General features: G+C 35.3%; 16 protein-coding genes, 2 tRNA genes, 1 riboswitch and 1 other annotated feature. Of the genes, 1 reads left to right on the top strand and 17 read right to left on the bottom strand.

Going from position 1 to position 19400, the window contains the following annotated elements; all coding sequences use genetic code 11:
• Positions 1-103 precede the first annotated feature (103 nt).
• Positions 104-176: transfer RNA gene (locus LQ611_RS07950), tRNA-Asp, on the bottom strand.
• 18 nt (positions 177-194) lie between these two features.
• Positions 195-269: transfer RNA gene (locus LQ611_RS07945), tRNA-Glu, on the bottom strand.
• A 107-nt stretch (positions 270-376) separates the two neighbouring features.
• On the opposite strand from LQ611_RS07945, the gene LQ611_RS07940 reads away from it, so the two are divergent.
• Positions 377-1261 carry a YitT family protein gene (locus LQ611_RS07940; protein WP_025906261.1) on the top strand — a complete coding sequence of 295 codons (885 nt, stop codon included), beginning with the start codon at positions 377-379 and terminating at the stop codon, positions 1259-1261.
• A gap of 643 nt (positions 1262-1904) precedes the next feature.
• On the opposite strand, the gene LQ611_RS07935 is transcribed toward LQ611_RS07940, so the two are convergent.
• From LQ611_RS07935 to hutP, 15 genes are all read right to left on the bottom strand, one after another.
• A complete protein-coding gene (locus tag LQ611_RS07935; protein WP_025906260.1) occupies positions 1905-3191 on the bottom strand; it encodes an adenylosuccinate synthase in 1287 nt (428 codons plus the stop codon).
• Positions 3192-3477: 286 nt separating this feature from the next.
• Positions 3478-4878, bottom strand: a complete 1401-nt coding sequence (gene dnaB / locus LQ611_RS07930; RefSeq protein WP_025906258.1) for a replicative DNA helicase — start codon at positions 4876-4878, stop codon at positions 3478-3480.
• Between the two features lie 99 nt (positions 4879-4977).
• The gene (gene rplI, locus LQ611_RS07925; protein WP_037589493.1) at positions 4978-5424 is read right to left on the bottom strand and encodes a 50S ribosomal protein L9; all 447 of its coding nucleotides are present in this window, start codon (positions 5422-5424) and stop codon (positions 4978-4980) included.
• Positions 5424-7388: a DHH family phosphoesterase gene (locus tag LQ611_RS07920; RefSeq protein WP_107590416.1), complete on the bottom strand. Its 1965-nt coding sequence runs from the start codon at positions 7386-7388 to the stop codon at positions 5424-5426. The genes rplI and LQ611_RS07920 overlap by 1 nt, the downstream gene beginning before the upstream one ends.
• A 14-nt stretch (positions 7389-7402) precedes the next feature.
• A complete protein-coding gene (locus LQ611_RS07915; protein ID WP_239709515.1) occupies positions 7403-8320 on the bottom strand; it encodes a DUF2232 domain-containing protein in 918 nt (305 codons plus the stop codon).
• An 81-nt stretch (positions 8321-8401) separates the two neighbouring features.
• Positions 8402-9370, bottom strand: a complete 969-nt coding sequence (metX, locus tag LQ611_RS07910) for a homoserine O-acetyltransferase MetX (protein WP_107572686.1) — start codon at positions 9368-9370, stop codon at positions 8402-8404.
• Positions 9371-9440: 70 nt separating this feature from the next.
• Positions 9441-9542, bottom strand: a riboswitch (SAM riboswitch).
• Between the two features lie 66 nt (positions 9543-9608).
• Complete coding sequence (locus LQ611_RS07905) at positions 9609-9935, bottom strand: AzlD domain-containing protein (RefSeq protein ID WP_037589489.1); 327 nt, start codon at positions 9933-9935, stop codon at positions 9609-9611.
• Positions 9932-10576 carry an AzlC family ABC transporter permease gene (locus LQ611_RS07900; protein WP_129407112.1) on the bottom strand — a complete coding sequence of 215 codons (645 nt, stop codon included), beginning with the start codon at positions 10574-10576 and terminating at the stop codon, positions 9932-9934. The genes LQ611_RS07905 and LQ611_RS07900 overlap by 4 nt, the downstream gene beginning before the upstream one ends.
• A 275-nt stretch (positions 10577-10851) precedes the next feature.
• Positions 10852-11367, bottom strand: coding sequence for a YceI family protein (locus LQ611_RS07895; protein WP_025906249.1), 516 nt, complete (start codon positions 11365-11367; stop codon positions 10852-10854).
• Between the two features lie 124 nt (positions 11368-11491).
• Entirely contained in the window at positions 11492-12769 is a 1278-nt protein-coding gene (serS, locus tag LQ611_RS07890; RefSeq protein ID WP_025906247.1) for a serine--tRNA ligase, read from the bottom strand.
• Positions 12770-12832: 63 nt separating this feature from the next.
• Positions 12833-13028, bottom strand: a binding site (T-box leader).
• 48 nt (positions 13029-13076) lie between these two features.
• Positions 13077-14318 (bottom strand): imidazolonepropionase, encoded by a 1242-nt coding sequence (gene hutI / locus LQ611_RS07885; protein ID WP_239709511.1) that lies wholly within the window; start codon positions 14316-14318, stop codon positions 13077-13079.
• Entirely contained in the window at positions 14311-15978 is a 1668-nt protein-coding gene (gene hutU, locus LQ611_RS07880; protein WP_239709510.1) for a urocanate hydratase, read from the bottom strand. Before hutU ends, hutI begins: the two co-directional genes overlap by 8 nt.
• 17 nt (positions 15979-15995) lie before the next feature.
• Positions 15996-17306, bottom strand: a complete 1311-nt coding sequence (locus tag LQ611_RS07875; RefSeq protein ID WP_239709508.1) for a YjiH family protein — start codon at positions 17304-17306, stop codon at positions 15996-15998.
• 27 nt (positions 17307-17333) lie between these two features.
• On the bottom strand, positions 17334-18818 hold the full coding sequence (gene hutH, locus LQ611_RS07870) for a histidine ammonia-lyase (protein WP_037589485.1): 1485 nt from the start codon (positions 18816-18818) through the stop codon (positions 17334-17336).
• A 94-nt stretch (positions 18819-18912) separates the two neighbouring features.
• The gene (hutP, locus tag LQ611_RS07865) at positions 18913-19350 is read right to left on the bottom strand and encodes a hut operon transcriptional regulator HutP (protein WP_037589484.1); all 438 of its coding nucleotides are present in this window, start codon (positions 19348-19350) and stop codon (positions 18913-18915) included.
• Between the last annotated feature and the right edge of the window lie 50 nt (positions 19351-19400).

The following is a 19400-nucleotide window of genomic DNA, read 5'->3' as shown; positions in this document are numbered from 1 at the left end:
TACTATAATTTAACACTATTTGTCTATTAATTCTATTGTTTGACGTTAATCTATGATTGAACAACAAAAAAATGCTTATCGTTATTACGATAAGCATTAAAAACGGTCCCGACGGGAATCGAACCCGCGATCTCCTGCGTGACAGGCAGGCATGTTAACCGCTACACCACGGGACCTTATGTATAAAATTGAGATGGTGACCCCTACGGGATTCGAACCCGTGTTACCGCCGTGAAAGGGCGGTGTCTTAACCGCTTGACCAAGGGGCCTCTGTTTAACACAAGATTGATTATAGCATGACTAATATACAGAAGACAAGATTTTATTTTAAATTTTTTATATAATAAATATAGAAGTACTAAAAAGGGATGATAATATGGAACAAGCACAAGTTATTAGAAAAGGACATCGTAAATTACGTAAAGGAGAAATCCTCAAACGATTCATATTTATCACCATCGGCAGTATATTAATGGGGGTAGGGTTAGAATTATTTTTAGTTCCTAACAATTTACTAGATGGTGGCATTGTCGGTATCGCAATTATTTTGAGTCATCTCACCAATTTAAAACTTGGATTATTTATCTTTCTACTAAATATTCCGTTTTTCTTTTTAGGATACAAGCAGATTGGTAAAACATTCACGATTTCAACAATTTACGCAATTACAATATTATCTATTACAACAGCCTACTTACATCATTTTGATCCTTTTATTAAAGAAGCATTTTTAGTAACAATCTTTGGAGGCGCAATTATTGGTTTAGGCGTAGGTCTCGTAATACGATATGGAGGATCTTTAGACGGATCTGAAATCAGTGCTATCTTAATCAGCAGTAAAGCACCATTTTCAGTAGGCGAAATCGTCATGTTGATTAACTTCTTCATATTTACAGCTGCAGGATTTGTATTCAATTGGGAATCAGCGATGTTTTCCGTTATTGCTTATTTTATAGCTGCTAAGATGATTGACGTAACCGTTCAAGGATTTGATGAATCAAAAGCCGTATGGATCATTAGCGATACATATAGAGATATCGGAGAAGCCATAAATGACCGACTCGGTAGAGGTGTGACATATCTGAATGGAGAAGGCGCATATACAGGAGAAGATAAAAAAGTCGTATTCTGTGTCATCACACGATTAGAAGAATCCAAACTAAAAGATATCGTAACAGAAATAGATAACACCGCATTCCTATCAATCGGTGACGTGAGCGAAGTAAAAGGCGGACGCTTTAAGAAAAGAGAAATACATTAATCAATCACAGTAACAAGCATAAGAATTTATGATTTCAAAGTATAGATAGACGTCTATGATTGCGGACAGTCTTAATTAGGCAGACTGATTAAGTTAGTGTCTAGAGCGCAGTTAGTAGACAACCTTGAAATGATAAGTTTTTATGCTTTTTTTGTTGGGTTGTGGTGGGATGAGGGGCGATGGGTGTAGGTGGTTGAGGATGGTGAGGTTGGTCGGGAATTTATGGAGAGGCTGGCGATGTATGAGGAGAGTTGGGTTGGGTTCGCAGGATTTTTGGGTGGAGGTTGGTAGGCGATTTCTTGGCTTTATTCAGTACTTAAGCCACGACTTGAGGCATCTCTTGGCTTTATTCAGGCGTTAAGCGGGAGTGTAAAATAAACTGTGTAAGTAGAGAACGTACGACTCTACTTCACAGTTTATTTTACACTCCCAAAGATTACATGCAGGATTAAATTATCAAACACCAACCTCTTATAAACTTATGAATTCTGTCTAAGTTTTTGTTGACATACCAGTCCACGATCTCGTCCACTTTCCCACCCCAACCCCAAACCAACTCCCACCTCATCACACCTTATAACTCATTTCTACATATGAAAAAACCAGCAGGTACGCTACGTATCTGCTGGTTTCTCTTTATTTATTAGTCCCATAAGTTTTCTAATAGGTTTGTTTGGTTTCTATCTGGTCCTACTGAGAAGATAGAAATTTTAACGTTACATAATTCAGAAATGCGTTCTAAATAACGTCGTGCGTTATCTGGTAATTCTTCTAATGAACGGCATCCTGTGATGTCTTCTTCCCAACCTGGTAGTTCTTCAAAGATTGGTTTACAACGTTCTAATTCGTTTAAGTTTGCTGGGTATTCAGTGATTTCAACACCGTCAATTTCGTATGCTGTACAGATTTTAACTGTTTTTAATCCTGTTAATACGTCAATTGAGTTGATTGATAAATCTGTAATACCACTTACACGGCGTGAGTGACGTAGAACTACTGAGTCAAACCAACCTACACGACGTGGTCTTCCAGTTGTTGTACCGTATTCACGACCTACTTCACGGATATGGTGACCATCTTCATCGAATAATTCTGTTGGGAATGGACCGTCTCCTACACGAGATGTATAAGCTTTACATACACCAATTACTTTAGATACGTAAGTTGGACCAACACCGCCACCTACTGTAACGTTACCTGCAATTGGATTACTTGAAGTAACGAATGGATATGTACCGTGGTCGATATCTAACATAACACCTTGAGCACCTTCGAATAATACTTTTTCATTGTTTACGAAAGCATCATCTAATAATTTAGCTGTGTCTGTTACATATTCTTTCAAACGTTGTCCTGCTCCATAGTAAGTTTCAAAAATTTCTTCAAAAGTGAAACCTTCAGCGTTGAACATTTTTTCGAATAATTCATTTTTATATTCAAGATTTTCTTTTAAGCGTTTTTCAAAAGTTTCTTTATCTAATAAATCAGCCATACGAATACCGATACGTTGTGCTTTATCTACATAAGCTGGACCGATACCCTTTTTAGTTGTACCAATTTTGTTGTCACCGCGTTTTTCTTCTTCTAATTCATCTTGTTTAAGATGATATGGTAAGATGACTTGCGCACGGTTTGAAATTCTTAAATTGTCTGTTGCAACTCCGCGTTCATTTAAAGCATCTAATTCTTTCAATAAAGCTACTGGATCAACAACTACACCGTTACCGATAACACTTGATTTCTCTTGATAAAAAATACCTGATGGTACTAAATGCAATTTGTAAGTTTCTCCATCAAATTTAATTGTGTGACCTGCATTGTTACCACCTGAAAAACGTGCAATAACGTTTGCATCCTCTGCTAAGAAATCTGTAATTTTACCTTTACCTTCGTCTCCCCATTGCGTCCCAACGACTACGATTGATGACATGTGAGCACCTCCGCTTTTTCTCATTAACCATTAAGTATTCTATCAGTACTATCCTTAAATTGCAAACTAAAAACGAACATTGATTACGAGTGTCAAATTACAATTCTTATTCACGCAAGAATTGCTAAAAAACACCTTAACCACAGTATTTAAAAGGATTACAACCATTTTATTCATTTTCAAAAACACAAACTTAAGCACATAAGTGTTACTTTACACAAAACAAAAGACGTACATTTTTGCATAATATACAATAAACGTACGTCTTTTAACTTAAAAACTTTTTTTATCCAAATTCCATTCCGGCATGTTGATAGTCAATATCGGTGAATTTGTTATATTGTTTCATGAAGTGTAGTTTAACGGTTCCTGTTGGGCCGTTACGTTGTTTAGCGATAATGATTTCAATTTCACCATTCTCATCTTGTGCACCCGCATCGACCGCTTCTCCGTCTTCATCTTCGCCGCCTCTTGAATAATAGTCATCTCTATATAAGAAAGCAACGATATCCGCATCTTGCTCAATCGAACCTGATTCACGAATATCACTCATCATTGGTCTCTTATCTTGTCGTTGTTCAACACCACGAGATAACTGACTTAACGCAATAACGGGACATTCTAATTCTCTTGCGATTGCTTTAAGCATACGAGAAATTTCTGATACTTCTTGTTGTCTATTATCTGAACTACGAGATCCACTACCTTGAATTAATTGTAAGTAGTCAATCATGATCATATCTAATCCATGTTCTTGTTTGAGCCTACGACATTTAGCACGAATATCCGTAATTCGGATACCTGGTGTATCATCGATAAATATTTTCGTTCTAGATAGTTTACCTACTGCAACTGTAAATCTGCTCCAGTCTTCTTCAGTCATTGAACCTGTACGCAATCTATTTGAATCGACATTTCCCGTACTACATATCATACGTGTAGCAAGTTGATCGGCACCCATCTCTAAAGAGAAAATACCGACTGAATACAAGTCTTGGTGCGTTGCAACTTGTTGTGCGATATTTAATGCGAAGGCAGTCTTACCTACTGATGGACGTGCCGCAATAATGATTAAATCATTTCGGTTAAATCCTGCTGTCATTTGGTCTAAATCTCGATAACCAGTTGGTATACCTGGTGTTTGTCCGTTATTTTGATCGAGCTGTTCAGCATTATCAAACACAATACTTAATACATCTTTAATATCTTTGAAGCCTTCCGTACCTCTTGAAGCAGAAATCTCTAAAATTCTCTTTTCTGCATCTCCTAACAATGATTCTAAATCAAGTTCAGGATTATACCCATCTTCAGCAATACTATCCGCCACACGAATGAGTTGGCGTTTCACTGCATGTTTAAACACAATATCTATGTAGAAATGTATGTTTCTTGTTGTTGGGACATTATTTGCTAATTCTGCTAAATAGGCTGGACCGCCCGCTTCTTCTAGTAATGATTCTGCTGCTAACTGGTCCATCAATGTAACAGAGTCAATTTCTTTATTCTGTTCATTTAGCATTAACATCGCTCTAAATATGTGTTGATGATTTGCACGATAGAAAGCTTCAGGTATTAATGTTTCACCTGTTGAGTTAATCAGTTCAGGATCAATCAAGATTGCACCGATAACAGATTGTTCAGCCTCTATACTATGGGGCATTTGTTTTGGGTTCATCATATTATCCATACCATCCATACTGATTACTCCTTTCCATTTTTAATAATTTTTATTATAACGCATTAAAATAGGTCGGTAAATCAAATACCGACCATTTTATTGATGCCTTTATTCTTCAACAACATGTACTTTTAATGTGCCAGAAACTTTGTTGTGTAGTTTAATTGGTACATTTGTATAACCTAAACTGTGAATACCATTTGGTAAGTCCATTTTACGTTTATCAACTTTGATTTTGTGTTGTTTATCTAATGCTTGCGTAATTTGTTTCGTACTTACTGATCCGAATAATTTACCGCCTTCACCTGTTTTAGCCGGAATTTTAACTTCTAATTCTTTAAGTTTTTCCGCAAGTGCTTTAGCATCTTCTATTTCTTGTTGTTTTAATTCTTCTTGGCGTTTGTTTTGTTGTTCTAATTGTTTGAGGTTTCCAGGTGTTGCTTCTACAGCATAATTATTTTTGATTAAATAGTTTTGACCATATCCTACTGGTACGTCTTTCACTTCACCTTTTTTACCTTTACCTTTAACATCTTGTGTGAAAATAACTTTCATTATTCTTCCACTCCTTTTTCATCTGATTCAACAACCTCAACTAATGCTTCGATTGCTTTTTCTACTGTTGTATTTTTAATTTGAGTTGCAGCATTGGATAAGTGGCCGCCCCCACCGAGTGCTTCCATCGTTAATTGTACGTTAACTTCTCCTAACGAACGGGCAGAAATACCAATTGTGTCTTCTGATCTTCGTGCTACTACATAAGATGCTTCTACACCTTCTAAGCCAAGCAATTCATCTGCTGCTTGTGCAACTGTAACAGGGTGATATGTTTCATGGTCTTCACCATGTGCAATTGCGACACCACCGCGGAATAATTTAACTGTCTTAATTAAGTCTGAACGTTTAATATACGTATCGATATCGTCTTTTAAGAAGTGCTGACATAAAATCGTATCTGCACCATGACTTCTTAAAAAGCTCGCAGCATCAAATGTTCTTGATCCTGTTCTTAATGTGAAGTTACGTGTATCCACAATAATACCGGCTAACATAATCGTTGATTCGATTCTCGTTAAACGATGTTCTGTTGGTTGATATTCTAACAACTCTGTAACAAGCTCAGCTGTCGAACTTGCATAAGGTTCCATATACACAAGTAATGGACTTGAGATAATACTTTCCCCACGACGATGATGGTCAATAACGACTTTTCTGTTTGCTTTATTAAGCAAATTCTCATCAATTACAAGTTCAGGTTTATGTGTATCTACGACAACGAGTGTTGTACGTGGTGTCATTTCATGCCAAGCTTCTTCTGATGTAATAAATCTTTCTTTCAAATCAGGCTTCTCATCTATTTCAGCCATCACACGTTCTAATGTACTATCAATATCCGAATCGTTTAATACAATATATGATTCAAGATTATTCATCTTCGCAATACGTGATACACCGATTGCTGCACCGATTGCGTCCATATCTGGTGATTTATGACCCATAATGATCACTTTGTCACCTTCAATTAAGATATCTCGTAACGCATGAGATATCACACGTGCACGTACTCGCGTTCTTTTTTCCATCGGGTCAGTCTTACCGCCGTAGAATCTCACGTTACCATTACTATTTTTAATGGCTACTTGGTCACCACCACGGCCGAGTGCTAAGTCTAAACTTGATTGTGATAGTTCACCTAACTCAATTAAGTTCTCACTACCTTCACCAATACCGATACTCAGTGTTAATTGGTGACCGATTTCTCTTGTCTTATCTCTTAAATCATCTAATAAGTTGAACTTCAACGTTTCGATATCTTCTAATATACTCTTGTTTAATAACGCGATAAATTGATCGGCACTATAACGTTTAATAAACAATTGATAACGTGATGACCAGTCATCTATAACGCTTGTAATCAGACTATTGATTTCTGAACGTTGAGAGTCATTCATGTTCTGTGTAATTTCATCAAAGTTATCTAAGAAAATAGTTGCTATGATTGGTTTTTCATTTTCATATAATTCATATACACGGGAAGATTCAGTAATATCAAACAGATAAATAGACTGTTCATCTTCAGTATAAGTGACTTTATATTTGTATGATCCTTCTTCAATCTCTACTTCTGAAGTATTTTCTAATCTTTTTAAGATATTCGGAAATACTTCGTTAATTGGTTCGTCTAAAACGTCTCGTTCTAATCGTTTATTAACAAAATTATTAATCCATTCGATATGATCATTTTTGTCTAATAATATGACGCCTATTGGTAAGTCACTGACTGCACTTGTTTTACTTTTCGTAATTCTACCGGCTAAACTCCCAATATATAAATCTAATTTCAAAAAGCTTTGTCTAATAAAAAATATGCTTACTGCAATTAGAATTATCGTAGCAACCGTCGAAATAATCGCCCAAAATATTGAATTAAAAAAACTGAATACGACTAGCAATAAAGCTAATAACATCATAATTATGTACGGAAATATTAGGGCTTTTTTAACAGATTGACGGTTCATAAACTCACCTCAATTTACTTTTTTATACGTTGTTTCAAGTTAAACCAAATATCCATTAATCCGAATAAGTACGCAAACGGTTTAAATATAAATGCCAATACAAAGATGATGACACCTACTATAATTGGTAATTTTTTAACTTTTACAAATAAATGGAACAACGATAATGCTTGTATAAATATAACCCATTCTAACACAAATTGTAAGTTAGTGACTATGCCATACGCGACGACATTGTCTTTCGTGACAAACAAACTCACAAGTACTGTGATCACAAAAACAAATGCTACGCTTCTATTGATTTGCCACATAAATAATGGTCTGAACACAGGTGTTGCGACTTTGAATTTTCTTAAAATCGGAAACGTCACAACTAAATTCACAAGCACTAATAAGAATACCCATAATACTATATACCCAGGAATGCTCGCTTGTAATATTTCTAATGAAACTTGTAATGATTCTTCAATTTCAGTTGTAATATTGCCACCCATTTGGAAATATGACAGTAATACATCATGGTACTGGCTAAAGAACTTGCTTGTTAAAGGTAAGTTTCCCGTAATTTGTAAAATTAACACACTACCTATCGTCAAAATACTCATAAATGTTGTCACTAAATACAACATACGTTCTTTAGATGTACGCTCAATAAGTAACTGCCCAATAAATACACTCATAAAAATAACAAGTGTCATGGCAGTTAATAAGAATACATGATTAAATAGAACAGTTGCACATAACGTTATGACAACCGTCACAAAAAAGGACGGTTTAGAGCGATACCAAAGAATCGTTCCTGGTATCGTAATAAATGGTATGATCAATATTGCTAATAATGGTACAAAGTTTATAATAGCGGCACTTAGAACTAGTACAAGTGTTGCTATGATTGTCGCTTTTATATCGACTTTAAAAGACAAATTTTTCACTTCCCAATCTAAATTAAACATCTTTCTCTATTTTACAGATTTTTATCCTTTAAAACAATGTAGGTGACTTTTAAGTTGATATCAGCGTGCTTTAAATTTATATAATTTTAAGAAATGATAAACGTTCGGCGCCCAATCTCCAAAATTCAATAAAAATCCATCATGGCCAACGTTGTCTGGCACATAGAAATGTCTGTGATATTTAAAGAATCGACCTAAAGCTCTTACTTGGTCATCTGGATATAATAAATCATCCGCAAATCCTAACGTTAATACTTTCGTTTCTAATTGACGTAGACGTTCTTCAACATCATCACGTCCTCTAAATATGTCATGACTGTCTAATACATCTAACAATGTTAAATAGCAGTCTTTATCGAATACTTCTTTAAATTTATTTCCTTGATATTTTTGGTAGCTTACAACATCATCTGCAGAGAATCTTGATTCATAATCTTTACTTGAACGATACGTTAAAAAGCCAAGCTGTCTTGCGATGCTTAAACCGTCTTGCCCGTTCATATGAATGACTTGTCTTGCGATTTCATTAAACGCTCTACTATAAGATGAAGTCTTCTCTGTAGCAGCTAATATGACTGCTTTTTTCACTTCAATTGAACCGTCATAAAGCATTTCTAACGTTTGCATACCACCTAAAGAGCCACCAATTAATACATCTATTTTTTCGTAACCAAATTGTTTCAATCCTAATATGTTTGCTTTTGCAACGTCTCTCATCGTCAAATGTTCTGGGAAATCAGGTGTATTCAACCTTGAACTTGATCCATAAGGACTGCCAATTACATTAAATGTTATAAATTGATAATCATTAATTGAAAGGTAACCGCCATCTATAATTTCACGCCACCAACCTGCATGCTCATCATCACCATATGTTAAATGGTTGCCAGTTAACGCATGACAAACTACAACGAGTGGCTGGCCTTTATAACCCACATACTCATATTGAAGTTTCAAGTTATCAATCACTTCACCAGATTCTGTTTCAAAATGTCCAAGATCTACTATGCCTGTTTCTCGAGAAATAATCACATTAAAACCCCCTCTTATTTAAATTGAAAGACTTCTTACTCGTCAAAGAAGTAAGAAGTCCTCATCATCCTTATTATGCGAGTATACTCGTTGGTAGTAGCACCGTATCTGTTATGACCGGTTGCTGAAGTGTCGTCGGGCCAATTCCCTCAACTTCTCTGAATAAGCTTTGCTATGTAATTTATATTAAGAATACTAGAAATGAGCAATTCTTTCAATAAGTTAACGAATGAAATTAAAAGACTAATCTCACAATCGCCATAATAAACATACCGGCTATAACTGTAATCGTTAAACTCCTAAATATGAGCGCTATTAGAATCGTTGGTATCGCGACAATAATGCTCTCAAAATTAAGCGTAAATCCAGCATTGCCTTCTTGATTCAACATGCCTTCTAGTATTAATGCCGTAAAAAGACATACCGGCACATATTGTAACCACTTAATCACACTTTCAGGTAAATCCGCTTTTGATAACAATACAAACGGAGAAACACGGATAATCCAAGTTAAAACAAAACAACTTAACGTAATTAAAATTAAATACATCGATATACTCATTTATCAAACACCACCCCTACGACAGAAGCAATAATTGTCGACACAATAATAGATAAATAAGTTGGCATAGATAATGTCAGAATAAGCATGCATACAATCGTTAATAAAATTAAATAAAGATATACTAAGATCTTGCTTTTATGTATCGTTTCAAACTGAGCAATCAATAAAAATATAAACATCGCTGTTAAAGCATAATCGAGGCCAAACATTTCAGGTTTAGGTATTAAGTTACCGACTAAACCACCAATAATAGATGTCACGATCCATAATAAATAAGCTGAAATATTTAAACCATGCATCCAAGACGCATTGAGTGATTTCTCTTTCGCATATTTCGTAATCGCAACACCAAATGACTCATCCGTTACAAGTGTACCTATTCCTATATTCGACCAGAAACCATTACCTTTAAATGCTGGGACTAAAGCTAAACTTTGAAGAAACATTCTTGAGTTAACAAAAAATACCGTCAATAGAATTGCTGAAATAGGGGAGTGTATGGCGACCAATGCACATATAATAAATTGAGCAGCACCCGCATAGACAAAAATAGACAACAATGCAATTTCCAAAATAGATAAACCAGATGAAATACCGACAATACCAAACGCTAGCGCAACACTAAAGTACCCAAGCATGGTAGGTATACAGTCTTTCACACCTTGAAGAAACAAACCTTTATTCGTAATACTCGTACTTGTCACAACGATGCCTCCAATCTACAGTTGAAGGTAAGTCTAACGTTTGTCTAACCTCAGTCTTACTTACCTCTAAAGAATTTTAATATGTATTAGTTTTATCATACCTATATTACTTTATCAATAACACTTGATTAAATATTCGGAAAATAACCAAATAAAAAACAGCAGAAATTCAATTGAATGAATTTCTACTGTTTGATTATCTATATGAATTATTCACTTAAACCGAATTCTGCACTTGCTTCGAATTTAACATCTCTACCGATCATTACGCCACCAGTTTCTAATGCTTGGTTAAATGATACGCCATATTTTTCACGGTCGATTTTACCAGTTACTGCGAAACCTGTTACTGTTTCACCGTTTAATGGGTTTTTACTTACGCCGTTGAAATCAACGTCGAATGTTTCTTCGTGTGTTACACCAGCGATTGTTAAATCACCTGTAATTGAATCTTCACTGATTGATTTTGTTTCAAATGTAATATTTGGGTTTTCATCTGCACTAAAGAAGTCAGCTGATTTTAAGTGAGCGTCACGGTCAGCGTTTTTAGTGTTGATTGAATCTGCTTTTATTGTAACTGTTGCTTTTAATGTAGAAAGGTCATTGATATCTCCTGATACTTCTACGTTATAATCTTCAAAAGTACCTTTAACGCGAGATACCATTAAATGTTTTACTGTAAATTCTAAACTACTGTGTGCTTTGTCGAAATTGAAATTTGTCATGTGTCAAAACTCCCTTTATTTATTTTGTATACTTAGTATATCAAATATAAAAAGTATATTCAAGCATTAAATCAAAAAAAGAGTAACCAATATATGATTACCCTTTTTGAGAGATTTAACTCATTTATAATTTGATTGTTTTTAAGCCGCCCATAAATGGTACTAATACTTCAGGTACAGTGATTGTACCGTCTTCATTTTGGTAGTTTTCAACGATTGCAGCAAATGTACGACCTACTGCTAAACCACTTCCGTTTAGTGTGTGTACGTATTCTGGTTTCGCATCTTTGTTTCGTTTAAATCTAATATTTGCTCTACGTGCTTGGAAATCTGTCATATTTGAACATGAACTGATTTCTTTATAATCGTTGTAACTTGGTAGCCATACTTCTATATCATATGTTTTAGAGCTTCCAAATCCAATATCTCCAGTACATAAGTTCACAGTTCTGTATGGTAATTCTAAAGCTTGTAAAATATTTTCAGCGTGTTGAGTTAACTCTTCTAGTGCTTTAAATGAATCTTCAGGTCTTTCATATCTCACCATTTCAACTTTGTTAAATTGGTGTAATCTAATTAAACCTCTTGTATCTCTACCTGCTGATCCAGCTTCACTTCTGAAACATGCAGATTGCCCTGTAAATTTAATTGGGAATTGTTCATCTTGTAACACTTCATCACGATAGAAGTTTGTTAAAGGTACTTCAGCTGTTGGAATTGTATATAAGCCTTCTTTTTCTACTTTGAATAAATCTTCTTCAAATTTAGGTAATTGGCTTGTACCAAACATAGAATCTGCGTTTACAAGTTGAGGTACCATCATTTCAGTATAACCATGTTGCGTTGTATGCATCGTTACCATGAAGTTCATAAGTGCTCTTTCAAGTTGTGCTCCTTGACCTGTTAAGAATACGAAGCGTGCACCTGATACTTTAGCAGCTCTTTCAAAGTCTGCCATTTTAAGACTTTCAACTAAGTCCCAATGCGCTTTAGATTCAAAATCAAATTGACGTGGTGTACCCCATTTACGTACTTCTACATTATCATCTTCATCTTTACCAACTGGTGTTTCATCACTAATTAAATTAGGAATTCTTACTAATCTGTACGTAACATCTTCATTTAATTGATTTAAATTTTGGTCGATTTCTTTAATTTGATCGCCAACTTGACGCATTTCTAAAATAACATCGTCTGCATTTTCTTTATTGCGTTTCTTCTGCGCAATTTCCCCGCTTACTTTATTACGTCGTGATTTAAGTTCTTCTGTTTGAGCGATGAGTTCACGGCGCTTTTTGTCTAATTCTAAAATTTCATCGATGACCTTTGGATCGTCACCTCTTTTGGCTACTTTATCTTTAACAAATTCCGGTTCAGACCTAATTAATCTAATGTCTAACATAATATTTCCTCCCTCTTATACTATAATTGTTTAAGAAAAAAGCACCACGTTCCTCGTTGTTACACAAGGGACGTGGTGCTTACGCGTTGCCACCCTATTTAACAGTTATTAAAAACTGCACTCTAAGTCATATAACGGTTTCTACCGATTGTTCTTCTTAAAAGGATAGATTCGTTTAAGTTTCATGACTTGTTTGCACCAACCACAAGCTCTCTATACATGTACGCTTAAATTACTTATTCCTAAACAATATAGTTATTAAATTAACATAAATATATCAAATTGATATCATATTTTCAAGCTATACTTATGATTCAGTCAAGAGACCTGTATTTTCATAGACTTTTTTACCGTTAATGATCACTGTTTCAGCATGGTTTACACCGTAATGATATGGTAAATATTCATGGTTTGGAATATCCCATACGACTACATCAGCTTGATCGCCAACTTCAAGTGTACCTGCTTCTGCACCAATTGCTTTAGCTGCATTAACAGTGACAGCATTCCAAATTTCATTAGGCGTCAGTTTAAGCTTTAATGCCGCAATGCTCATTACAAGTTGAAGGTTGTCCGTCACACAGCTACCTGGATTGAAGTCAGTCGCAATTGCTACTGCACCGTTATGATCAATCATACCTCTTGCATCTGCATATTGATCTTTACCTAAATAGAATGTTGTGCCTGGCAATAGTACGGCTACAGTGTCACTGTCTTTTAACGCTGCCTTATCTTCTTCACTAGAAGCTACGAGATGGTCTGCAGATATTGCACCCTCATCTATCGCTAATCCTAGTCCACCAAGTGGATCGATTTCATCAGCATGAATTTTAACTTTTAAACCTTTATCTTTTGCCGCTTGCATATAACGTCTTGATTCTTCAATTGTGAATACACCTGTTTCACAGAAGATATCCGCGAAGTCAGCTTTATCTTTCACATCGTCTAATAAATCAATCATTTCTTGTAAGAATGTTGCATTGTCTTTCGCATCTTTAGGCACTGCGTGTGGTCCTAAAAATGTATGTTTCATTCGAATCGGTAAATCTTGCGCTAATTGGTGTGCCACATTTAATTGTTTTAATTCAGTTGCTTTATCTAAACCATAACCACTTTTAGCTTCTACAGTTGTCGTACCGAATTGAATCATTCTAATAATTTCTTTTTTAGATTTTTCGTATAGTGTTTCTTCACTTGATTCACGAGTAGCTTCAACCGTACTTAAAATTCCGCCACCTTGTTTCAAGATATCAAGATAACTTACCCCTTGTTGTTTAAGTGCCATTTCATGTTCTCTAGACCCGCCAAATACTAAGTGTGTATGTGCATCTACTAAACCTGGTGATACGACTTTATGAGTGGCATCAATGACTTCTTTAGCTTCAAATTCTTCAGTATGTTCACCTGCATAAACGACTTTACCTTCATTTATGACAACTGTGCCATTCTTGATAATATTTAATTCATTTAAAGCTTTTCCTTTAAGAGGTCCGTCAGTCTTCTTCGGCAAAATTAATTCGCCTATATGTTGGATTATGATATCATTCATGGTTATCTTTCTCCTTTAACATTGGAATATCTACGTTTCTTTCTTTTGCAGTATCAATTGCAATGTCATACCCTGCATCAGCATGTCTTGCTACACCCATACCTGGGTCAGTTGTTAATACTCTACCTAATCTTCTATCTGCACGTTCACTACCGTCTGCTACAACGACCATACCAGCGTGTAATGAGTAACCCATACCTACACCACCACCATGGTGAACTGAAATCCAAGAACCACCTGCAGCTGTGTTTACAAGTGCATTTAAGATTGCCCAGTCACCTACAGCATCTGATCCGTCTTTCATTGATTCAGTTTCTCTGTTTGGTGATGCTACTGAACCTGAATCTAAGTGGTCACGTCCAATAACGATTGGTGCTGAAATTTCACCTTTTCTAACAAGTTCATTTAATGCTAATCCCATTTTTGCACGTTCGCCATAACCAAGCCATGCAATTCTTGAAGGTAAGCCTTGGAAAGCAATTTTTTCACTTGCCATATCTAACCAGCGCATTAATTTTTCATCTTCAGGGAAGAGTTCGCGCATTAATTCGTCTGCTCTTTCAATATCTTTAGGGTCACCACTTAAAGCAGCAAATCTAAATGGTCCTTTACCTTCACAGAATAACGGACGGATATATGCAGGTACGAATCCTGGGAAATCAAATGCATTTTCTAAACCTTCATCAAATGCTACTTGTCTAATATTATTACCATAGTCAAATGCAACGGCACCATTTTTTTGGAATAATAACATTGCTTCAACGTGTTTTTTCATAGATGCTGAAGATAATTCAACATATTTTTTAGGGTCACTTTCACGAAGTTTATCTGCTTCTTCAAGTGAATATCCTTCAGGAACATAGCCATTCAATGGATCATGTGCAGAAGTTTGGTCAGTCACGATATCAATTTTAAATCCTCTATTTAAGATTTCATGATGAATTTCAGCAGCATTTCCTACTAAACCTATTGATAAAGATTTACCCGCTTTTTTAGCTTCTTCTGCTTTTTCTAAAGCTTCATCTATTGAATCAGTCATAACATCACAATATCTTGTTTCGATACGTTTTTCAATTCTAGACGGATCGACGTCTACACAGATAGCGACCCCACCATTCATCGTTACAGCTAATGGTTGAGCACCACCCATACCGCCTAATCCAGCAGTTAACGTAATCGTACCTTCTAATGATCCTCCAAAATGCTGGTTCGCACATTCAGCAAATGTTTCGTAAGTACCTTGAACAATACCTTGAGAACCAATATAGATCCAGCTACCAGCAGTCATTTGACCGTACATCATAAGCCCTTTTTTATCTAATTCATGGAAATGTTCCCAGTTAGCCCATTTAGGTACTAATACAGAGTTTGATAATAATACACGCGGTGCTTCTTCATGTGTTTTGAAAACAGCAACTGGCTTACCAGATTGAACAAGCATCGTTTCATCATTTTCTAATCTTCTTAACGTATCAACTATCGCGTCGAAACTTTCCCAGTTACGCGCTGCTTTACCAATACCACCATATACAACTAACTTCTCAGGATGTTCCGCAACCTCAGGATCAAGGTTGTTGTATAACATTCTTAAAACCGCTTCTTGCTCCCAACCTTTACACTCAATTTCCAAACCTTTTTTCGCTTTAATCGCTCTAGACATATTTCATTTCCCCTTTACTAAAAAATTAATAAACTAAACGGTATCGCAATTAATAAAGTAAGTGCGACACGGATAAACCAAATCACTACTAACTTCCATATTGGAATTTTGATATCTGTTGCTAAAATACAAGGTACCAAAGCAGAGAAGAATATAATTGCTGAGATACTCGTAATTGCTGTAACGAACTTCACTTCAATTGATGCTTTAACAACTAGAAGAGAAGGTAAAAACATTTCTATAATTGAAATTGTTGAAGCTTTTGCTAACAATGCTTTATCATCTATCGGAAATATATAGATAAATGGATAAAATATATAACTTAACCAATCAATAATAGGTGTGAAATTAGCTAATACTAAACCTAGAAATCCAATTGAAAGAATAGAAGGTAGTATCGCCATCGTCATCTCTATACCATCTTTTAAGTTGGTCATGATATTTTTAAATAATGATAATGATTGGTGTGATTGTCTCTTCGCTTCTTCATAAGCTGTTTTTAAATAATTGCCTTGCACTTTTACTTCTTTTTGACCTTCTTGGTCCTGATAATAAGCTTCCGATTCACTTGAAATCGGTGGTAGATGTGCAGAAATTGCAGTCACTGCAAATGTGATAACTAACGTCGACCAGAAGAACAAATTCCACATATCCATTAAATCTAGTGTTCTTGCGACAATTACCATAAATGTTGCTGATACTGTAGAAAAACCAGTCGCAATTATGACCGCTTCTTTCTTGTTATACATACCATCTTTATAAACTCTATTTGTAATCAGTAATCCTAATGAATAACTCCCTACAAATGAAGCTACTGCATCAACAGCAGACTTACCAGGTGTCTTAAATATCGGTCTCATAACAGGTTGCATAAAGACACCAATAAATTCTAAGAGTCCATAACCCACTAAAAATGATAATGCAATAGCACCTACTGGAATCAATATACTGAGTGGTAACAATAACTTTTCAAATAAGAACGGACCGTAGTTAGGCTCAAATAATAGTTTCGGACCAATTTTAAAGACATACATACAACCAATAATTGCGCCGATAATTTTGACTAATACTAAAATTAAATCTGTAACTGACTTTTTAAAATCCATTCTTATGACAGGTAATATTGCGCCAATCAATATAATGATTAGTGCGTAATAAGCAGTATATTCACCTAATAATGAACGTACGCCCAAATGTATGTGATCTACTAGTATCGTATTATTTTTACCAATCGTTATAGGTACAAAGAACAATACAATACCTAACAGACTAAATACATAAAATCTCCACATATCCTTACCTTTGTTGTTTTGATGCTGATTTCTCATCACAACACCCCTTTGTTTGTATAATAACTATCTTAAATATTCACAAACTTTCTCTATATCATGATGGAATACTCTATCTTGTGTGATTGAAGGTACGATTGATCTTAGTTCTTCGTATTTTGCTTTTGTCTTCGGTGATAGTTTGTCTACACCTTTAATTTCTACTGCTTGCAGCGCGATAATACATTCTATAGATATAACTCTTCGTACGTTCTGTATGATTTGATATGCATGTCTTGCGCCTATTGTTCCCATTGATACATGGTCTTCTTGGTTTGCAGATGATGGGATTGAATCCACACTTGCTGGATGTGCTAATGTCTTATTCTCTGATACGAGTGATGCTGCTGCGTATTGCATGATCATTGCACCACTTTGTAAGCCTGGCTCTGGACTTAAGAATGCTGGTAATCCGCCATTGAGTTGTGGATTAACTAATCTTTCAAGTCTTCTTTCTGATACATTCGCTAACTCAGCGACACCAATTTTCAAGAAATCTACGGCAAATGCTATTGGCTGTCCGTGGAAGTTACCGCCTGAAATTACGAGTGTTTCATCATCGTTATCAAATATTAATGGATTATCATTTGCTGCGTTCATTTCTAATTCTAATTTTTCTTTTACATAATTTAATACTTGGAAGCTTGCACCGTGTATTTGTGGTATACATCTCAATGTGTATGCATCTTGTACACGGACTTCACCTTGTCTAGTTGTTAATTTAGAACCTTCTAACCAATTTCTCATACGCTCTGCTACTTCAACTTGTTCATTAAAGTTTCTGACGATATGCACATGCTCATCATATGCGTCTACGATACCGTTCAATGCTTGATGTGTTAATGCAGCAATCCATTCTGCGTGATATGCAATATTTTCAGCTTCAATATATGCAATCACACCTTGAGATGTCATCGCTTGTGTACCGTTTATAAGGGCTAATCCTTCTTTCGCTTGTAACGAATGTGGTTCCAATCCTACTTCGTGTAAGACTTCTTTCGCATTTCTAGTTTCACCTTTATAATGGACGTCTCCTTCACCAATTAACGCTAAAGCTAAGTGAGATAATGGTGCTAAATCTCCTGAAGCACCTAATGATCCTTGCTCAGGTATGACAGGAATAATTCTTCTATTAATAAATTCTACTAATAACGAAACAAGTTTTTCTGTTACACCTGAATGGCCTTTTAACATTGTATTTAACCTTAAGACCATCATGATTAATGACACATTATCTGGAAAAGGTTTACCCGTACCACATGAATGAGAACGGATTAAATTGACTTGTAAATCGTTGTATTTTTCTTTTTCTATTAATACATCACTAAATAATCCGAAACCAGTCGTAATACCATAAATCGTTTCTTTATTTTTAATGATTTTTTCTACTGTTTCACGACTTTTTCTGACATTAACTAATGCTTCTTCTGAAATGGATATTTGACCATCTTCTTTCAAAAATTGTTTAATGTCTTGAATTGTTAAATCTTTACCATTCAATACTAAGTTCACTGAAAACACTCCTTTTTAGGACACAAAAAAATACAACAAATCAAAATTTGTTGCACCTTTCTTATATCTAATATCTAGTAGGTGTTTCTATGTCTTATATATGATTGATACCTAACCCAATTGTTTCATGTTCTTTACCTTTTATAGGTGCTCCGATTGTACCGTACAAACTCACAGCTATCCATTCACCTTCTGCTTTATCTTGGTAAGGATAACCTCTAACTATTGAAAACTTTAAGCCAACCGTTCGCATAATTTCACCAATAGATAATTCACCTCTTGTAATACCATTCACCGCTTCTAAAATCGCATGGTATAACGCGTGTGTTTCTCTATACTGACTTTCCGAAATAATCCCTTGTCTTCTAGCCGCTGTTTCAACAGATGCAATGATTTTATTTAATGACATTGTGCCAATTTTGCCTACAATAAATTGCATATCATGACATTGAGGCATTAATTGTTTTGCCGTTTGCTCATCTGTGATCGTTAATAACGTAGCGTACTTTCCAATTGATATTTGTTCAGTCATGTGAAAGCTCCTATCTCATCTAATAACTAATGTCTATATTTATATTAAGT

The organism is Mammaliicoccus sp. L-M44, assembly GCF_022386355.1.
In the GTDB taxonomy this organism is placed as follows: domain Bacteria; phylum Bacillota; class Bacilli; order Staphylococcales; family Staphylococcaceae; genus Mammaliicoccus; species Mammaliicoccus sciuri_A.
The sequence above is the reverse complement of the archived record's forward strand: the minus strand, read 5'-3'. Positions and strand labels throughout refer to the sequence as shown.

What these genes read in the sequence shown, in the direction of transcription:
- hutU (WP_239709510.1), bottom strand. Translation starts at nt 15,978, where the DNA reads ATGTCTAGAGCGATTAAAGCGAAAAAAGGTTTGGAAATTGAGTGTAAA.
- LQ611_RS07900 (WP_129407112.1), bottom strand. Translation starts at nt 10,576, where the DNA reads ATGCTTGGGTACTTTAGTGTTGCGCTAGCGTTTGGTATTGTCGGTATT.
- hutI (WP_239709511.1), bottom strand. Translation starts at nt 14,318, where the DNA reads ATGAATGATATCATAATCCAACATATAGGCGAATTAATTTTGCCGAAG.
- serS (WP_025906247.1), bottom strand. Translation starts at nt 12,769, where the DNA reads ATGTTAGACATTAGATTAATTAGGTCTGAACCGGAATTTGTTAAAGAT.
- LQ611_RS07940 (WP_025906261.1), top strand. Translation starts at nt 377, where the DNA reads ATGGAACAAGCACAAGTTATTAGAAAAGGACATCGTAAATTACGTAAA.
- hutP (WP_037589484.1), bottom strand. Translation starts at nt 19,350, where the DNA reads ATGACTGAACAAATATCAATTGGAAAGTACGCTACGTTATTAACGATC.
- dnaB (WP_025906258.1), bottom strand. Translation starts at nt 4,878, where the DNA reads ATGGATAATATGATGAACCCAAAACAAATGCCCCATAGTATAGAGGCT.
- LQ611_RS07935 (WP_025906260.1), bottom strand. Translation starts at nt 3,191, where the DNA reads ATGTCATCAATCGTAGTCGTTGGGACGCAATGGGGAGACGAAGGTAAA.
- LQ611_RS07920 (WP_107590416.1), bottom strand. Translation starts at nt 7,388, where the DNA reads ATGAACCGTCAATCTGTTAAAAAAGCCCTAATATTTCCGTACATAATT.
- LQ611_RS07895 (WP_025906249.1), bottom strand. Translation starts at nt 11,367, where the DNA reads ATGACAAATTTCAATTTCGACAAAGCACACAGTAGTTTAGAATTTACA.
- rplI (WP_037589493.1), bottom strand. Translation starts at nt 5,424, where the DNA reads ATGAAAGTTATTTTCACACAAGATGTTAAAGGTAAAGGTAAAAAAGGT.
- LQ611_RS07905 (WP_037589489.1), bottom strand. Translation starts at nt 9,935, where the DNA reads ATGAGTATATCGATGTATTTAATTTTAATTACGTTAAGTTGTTTTGTT.
- LQ611_RS07875 (WP_239709508.1), bottom strand. Translation starts at nt 17,306, where the DNA reads ATGAGAAATCAGCATCAAAACAACAAAGGTAAGGATATGTGGAGATTT.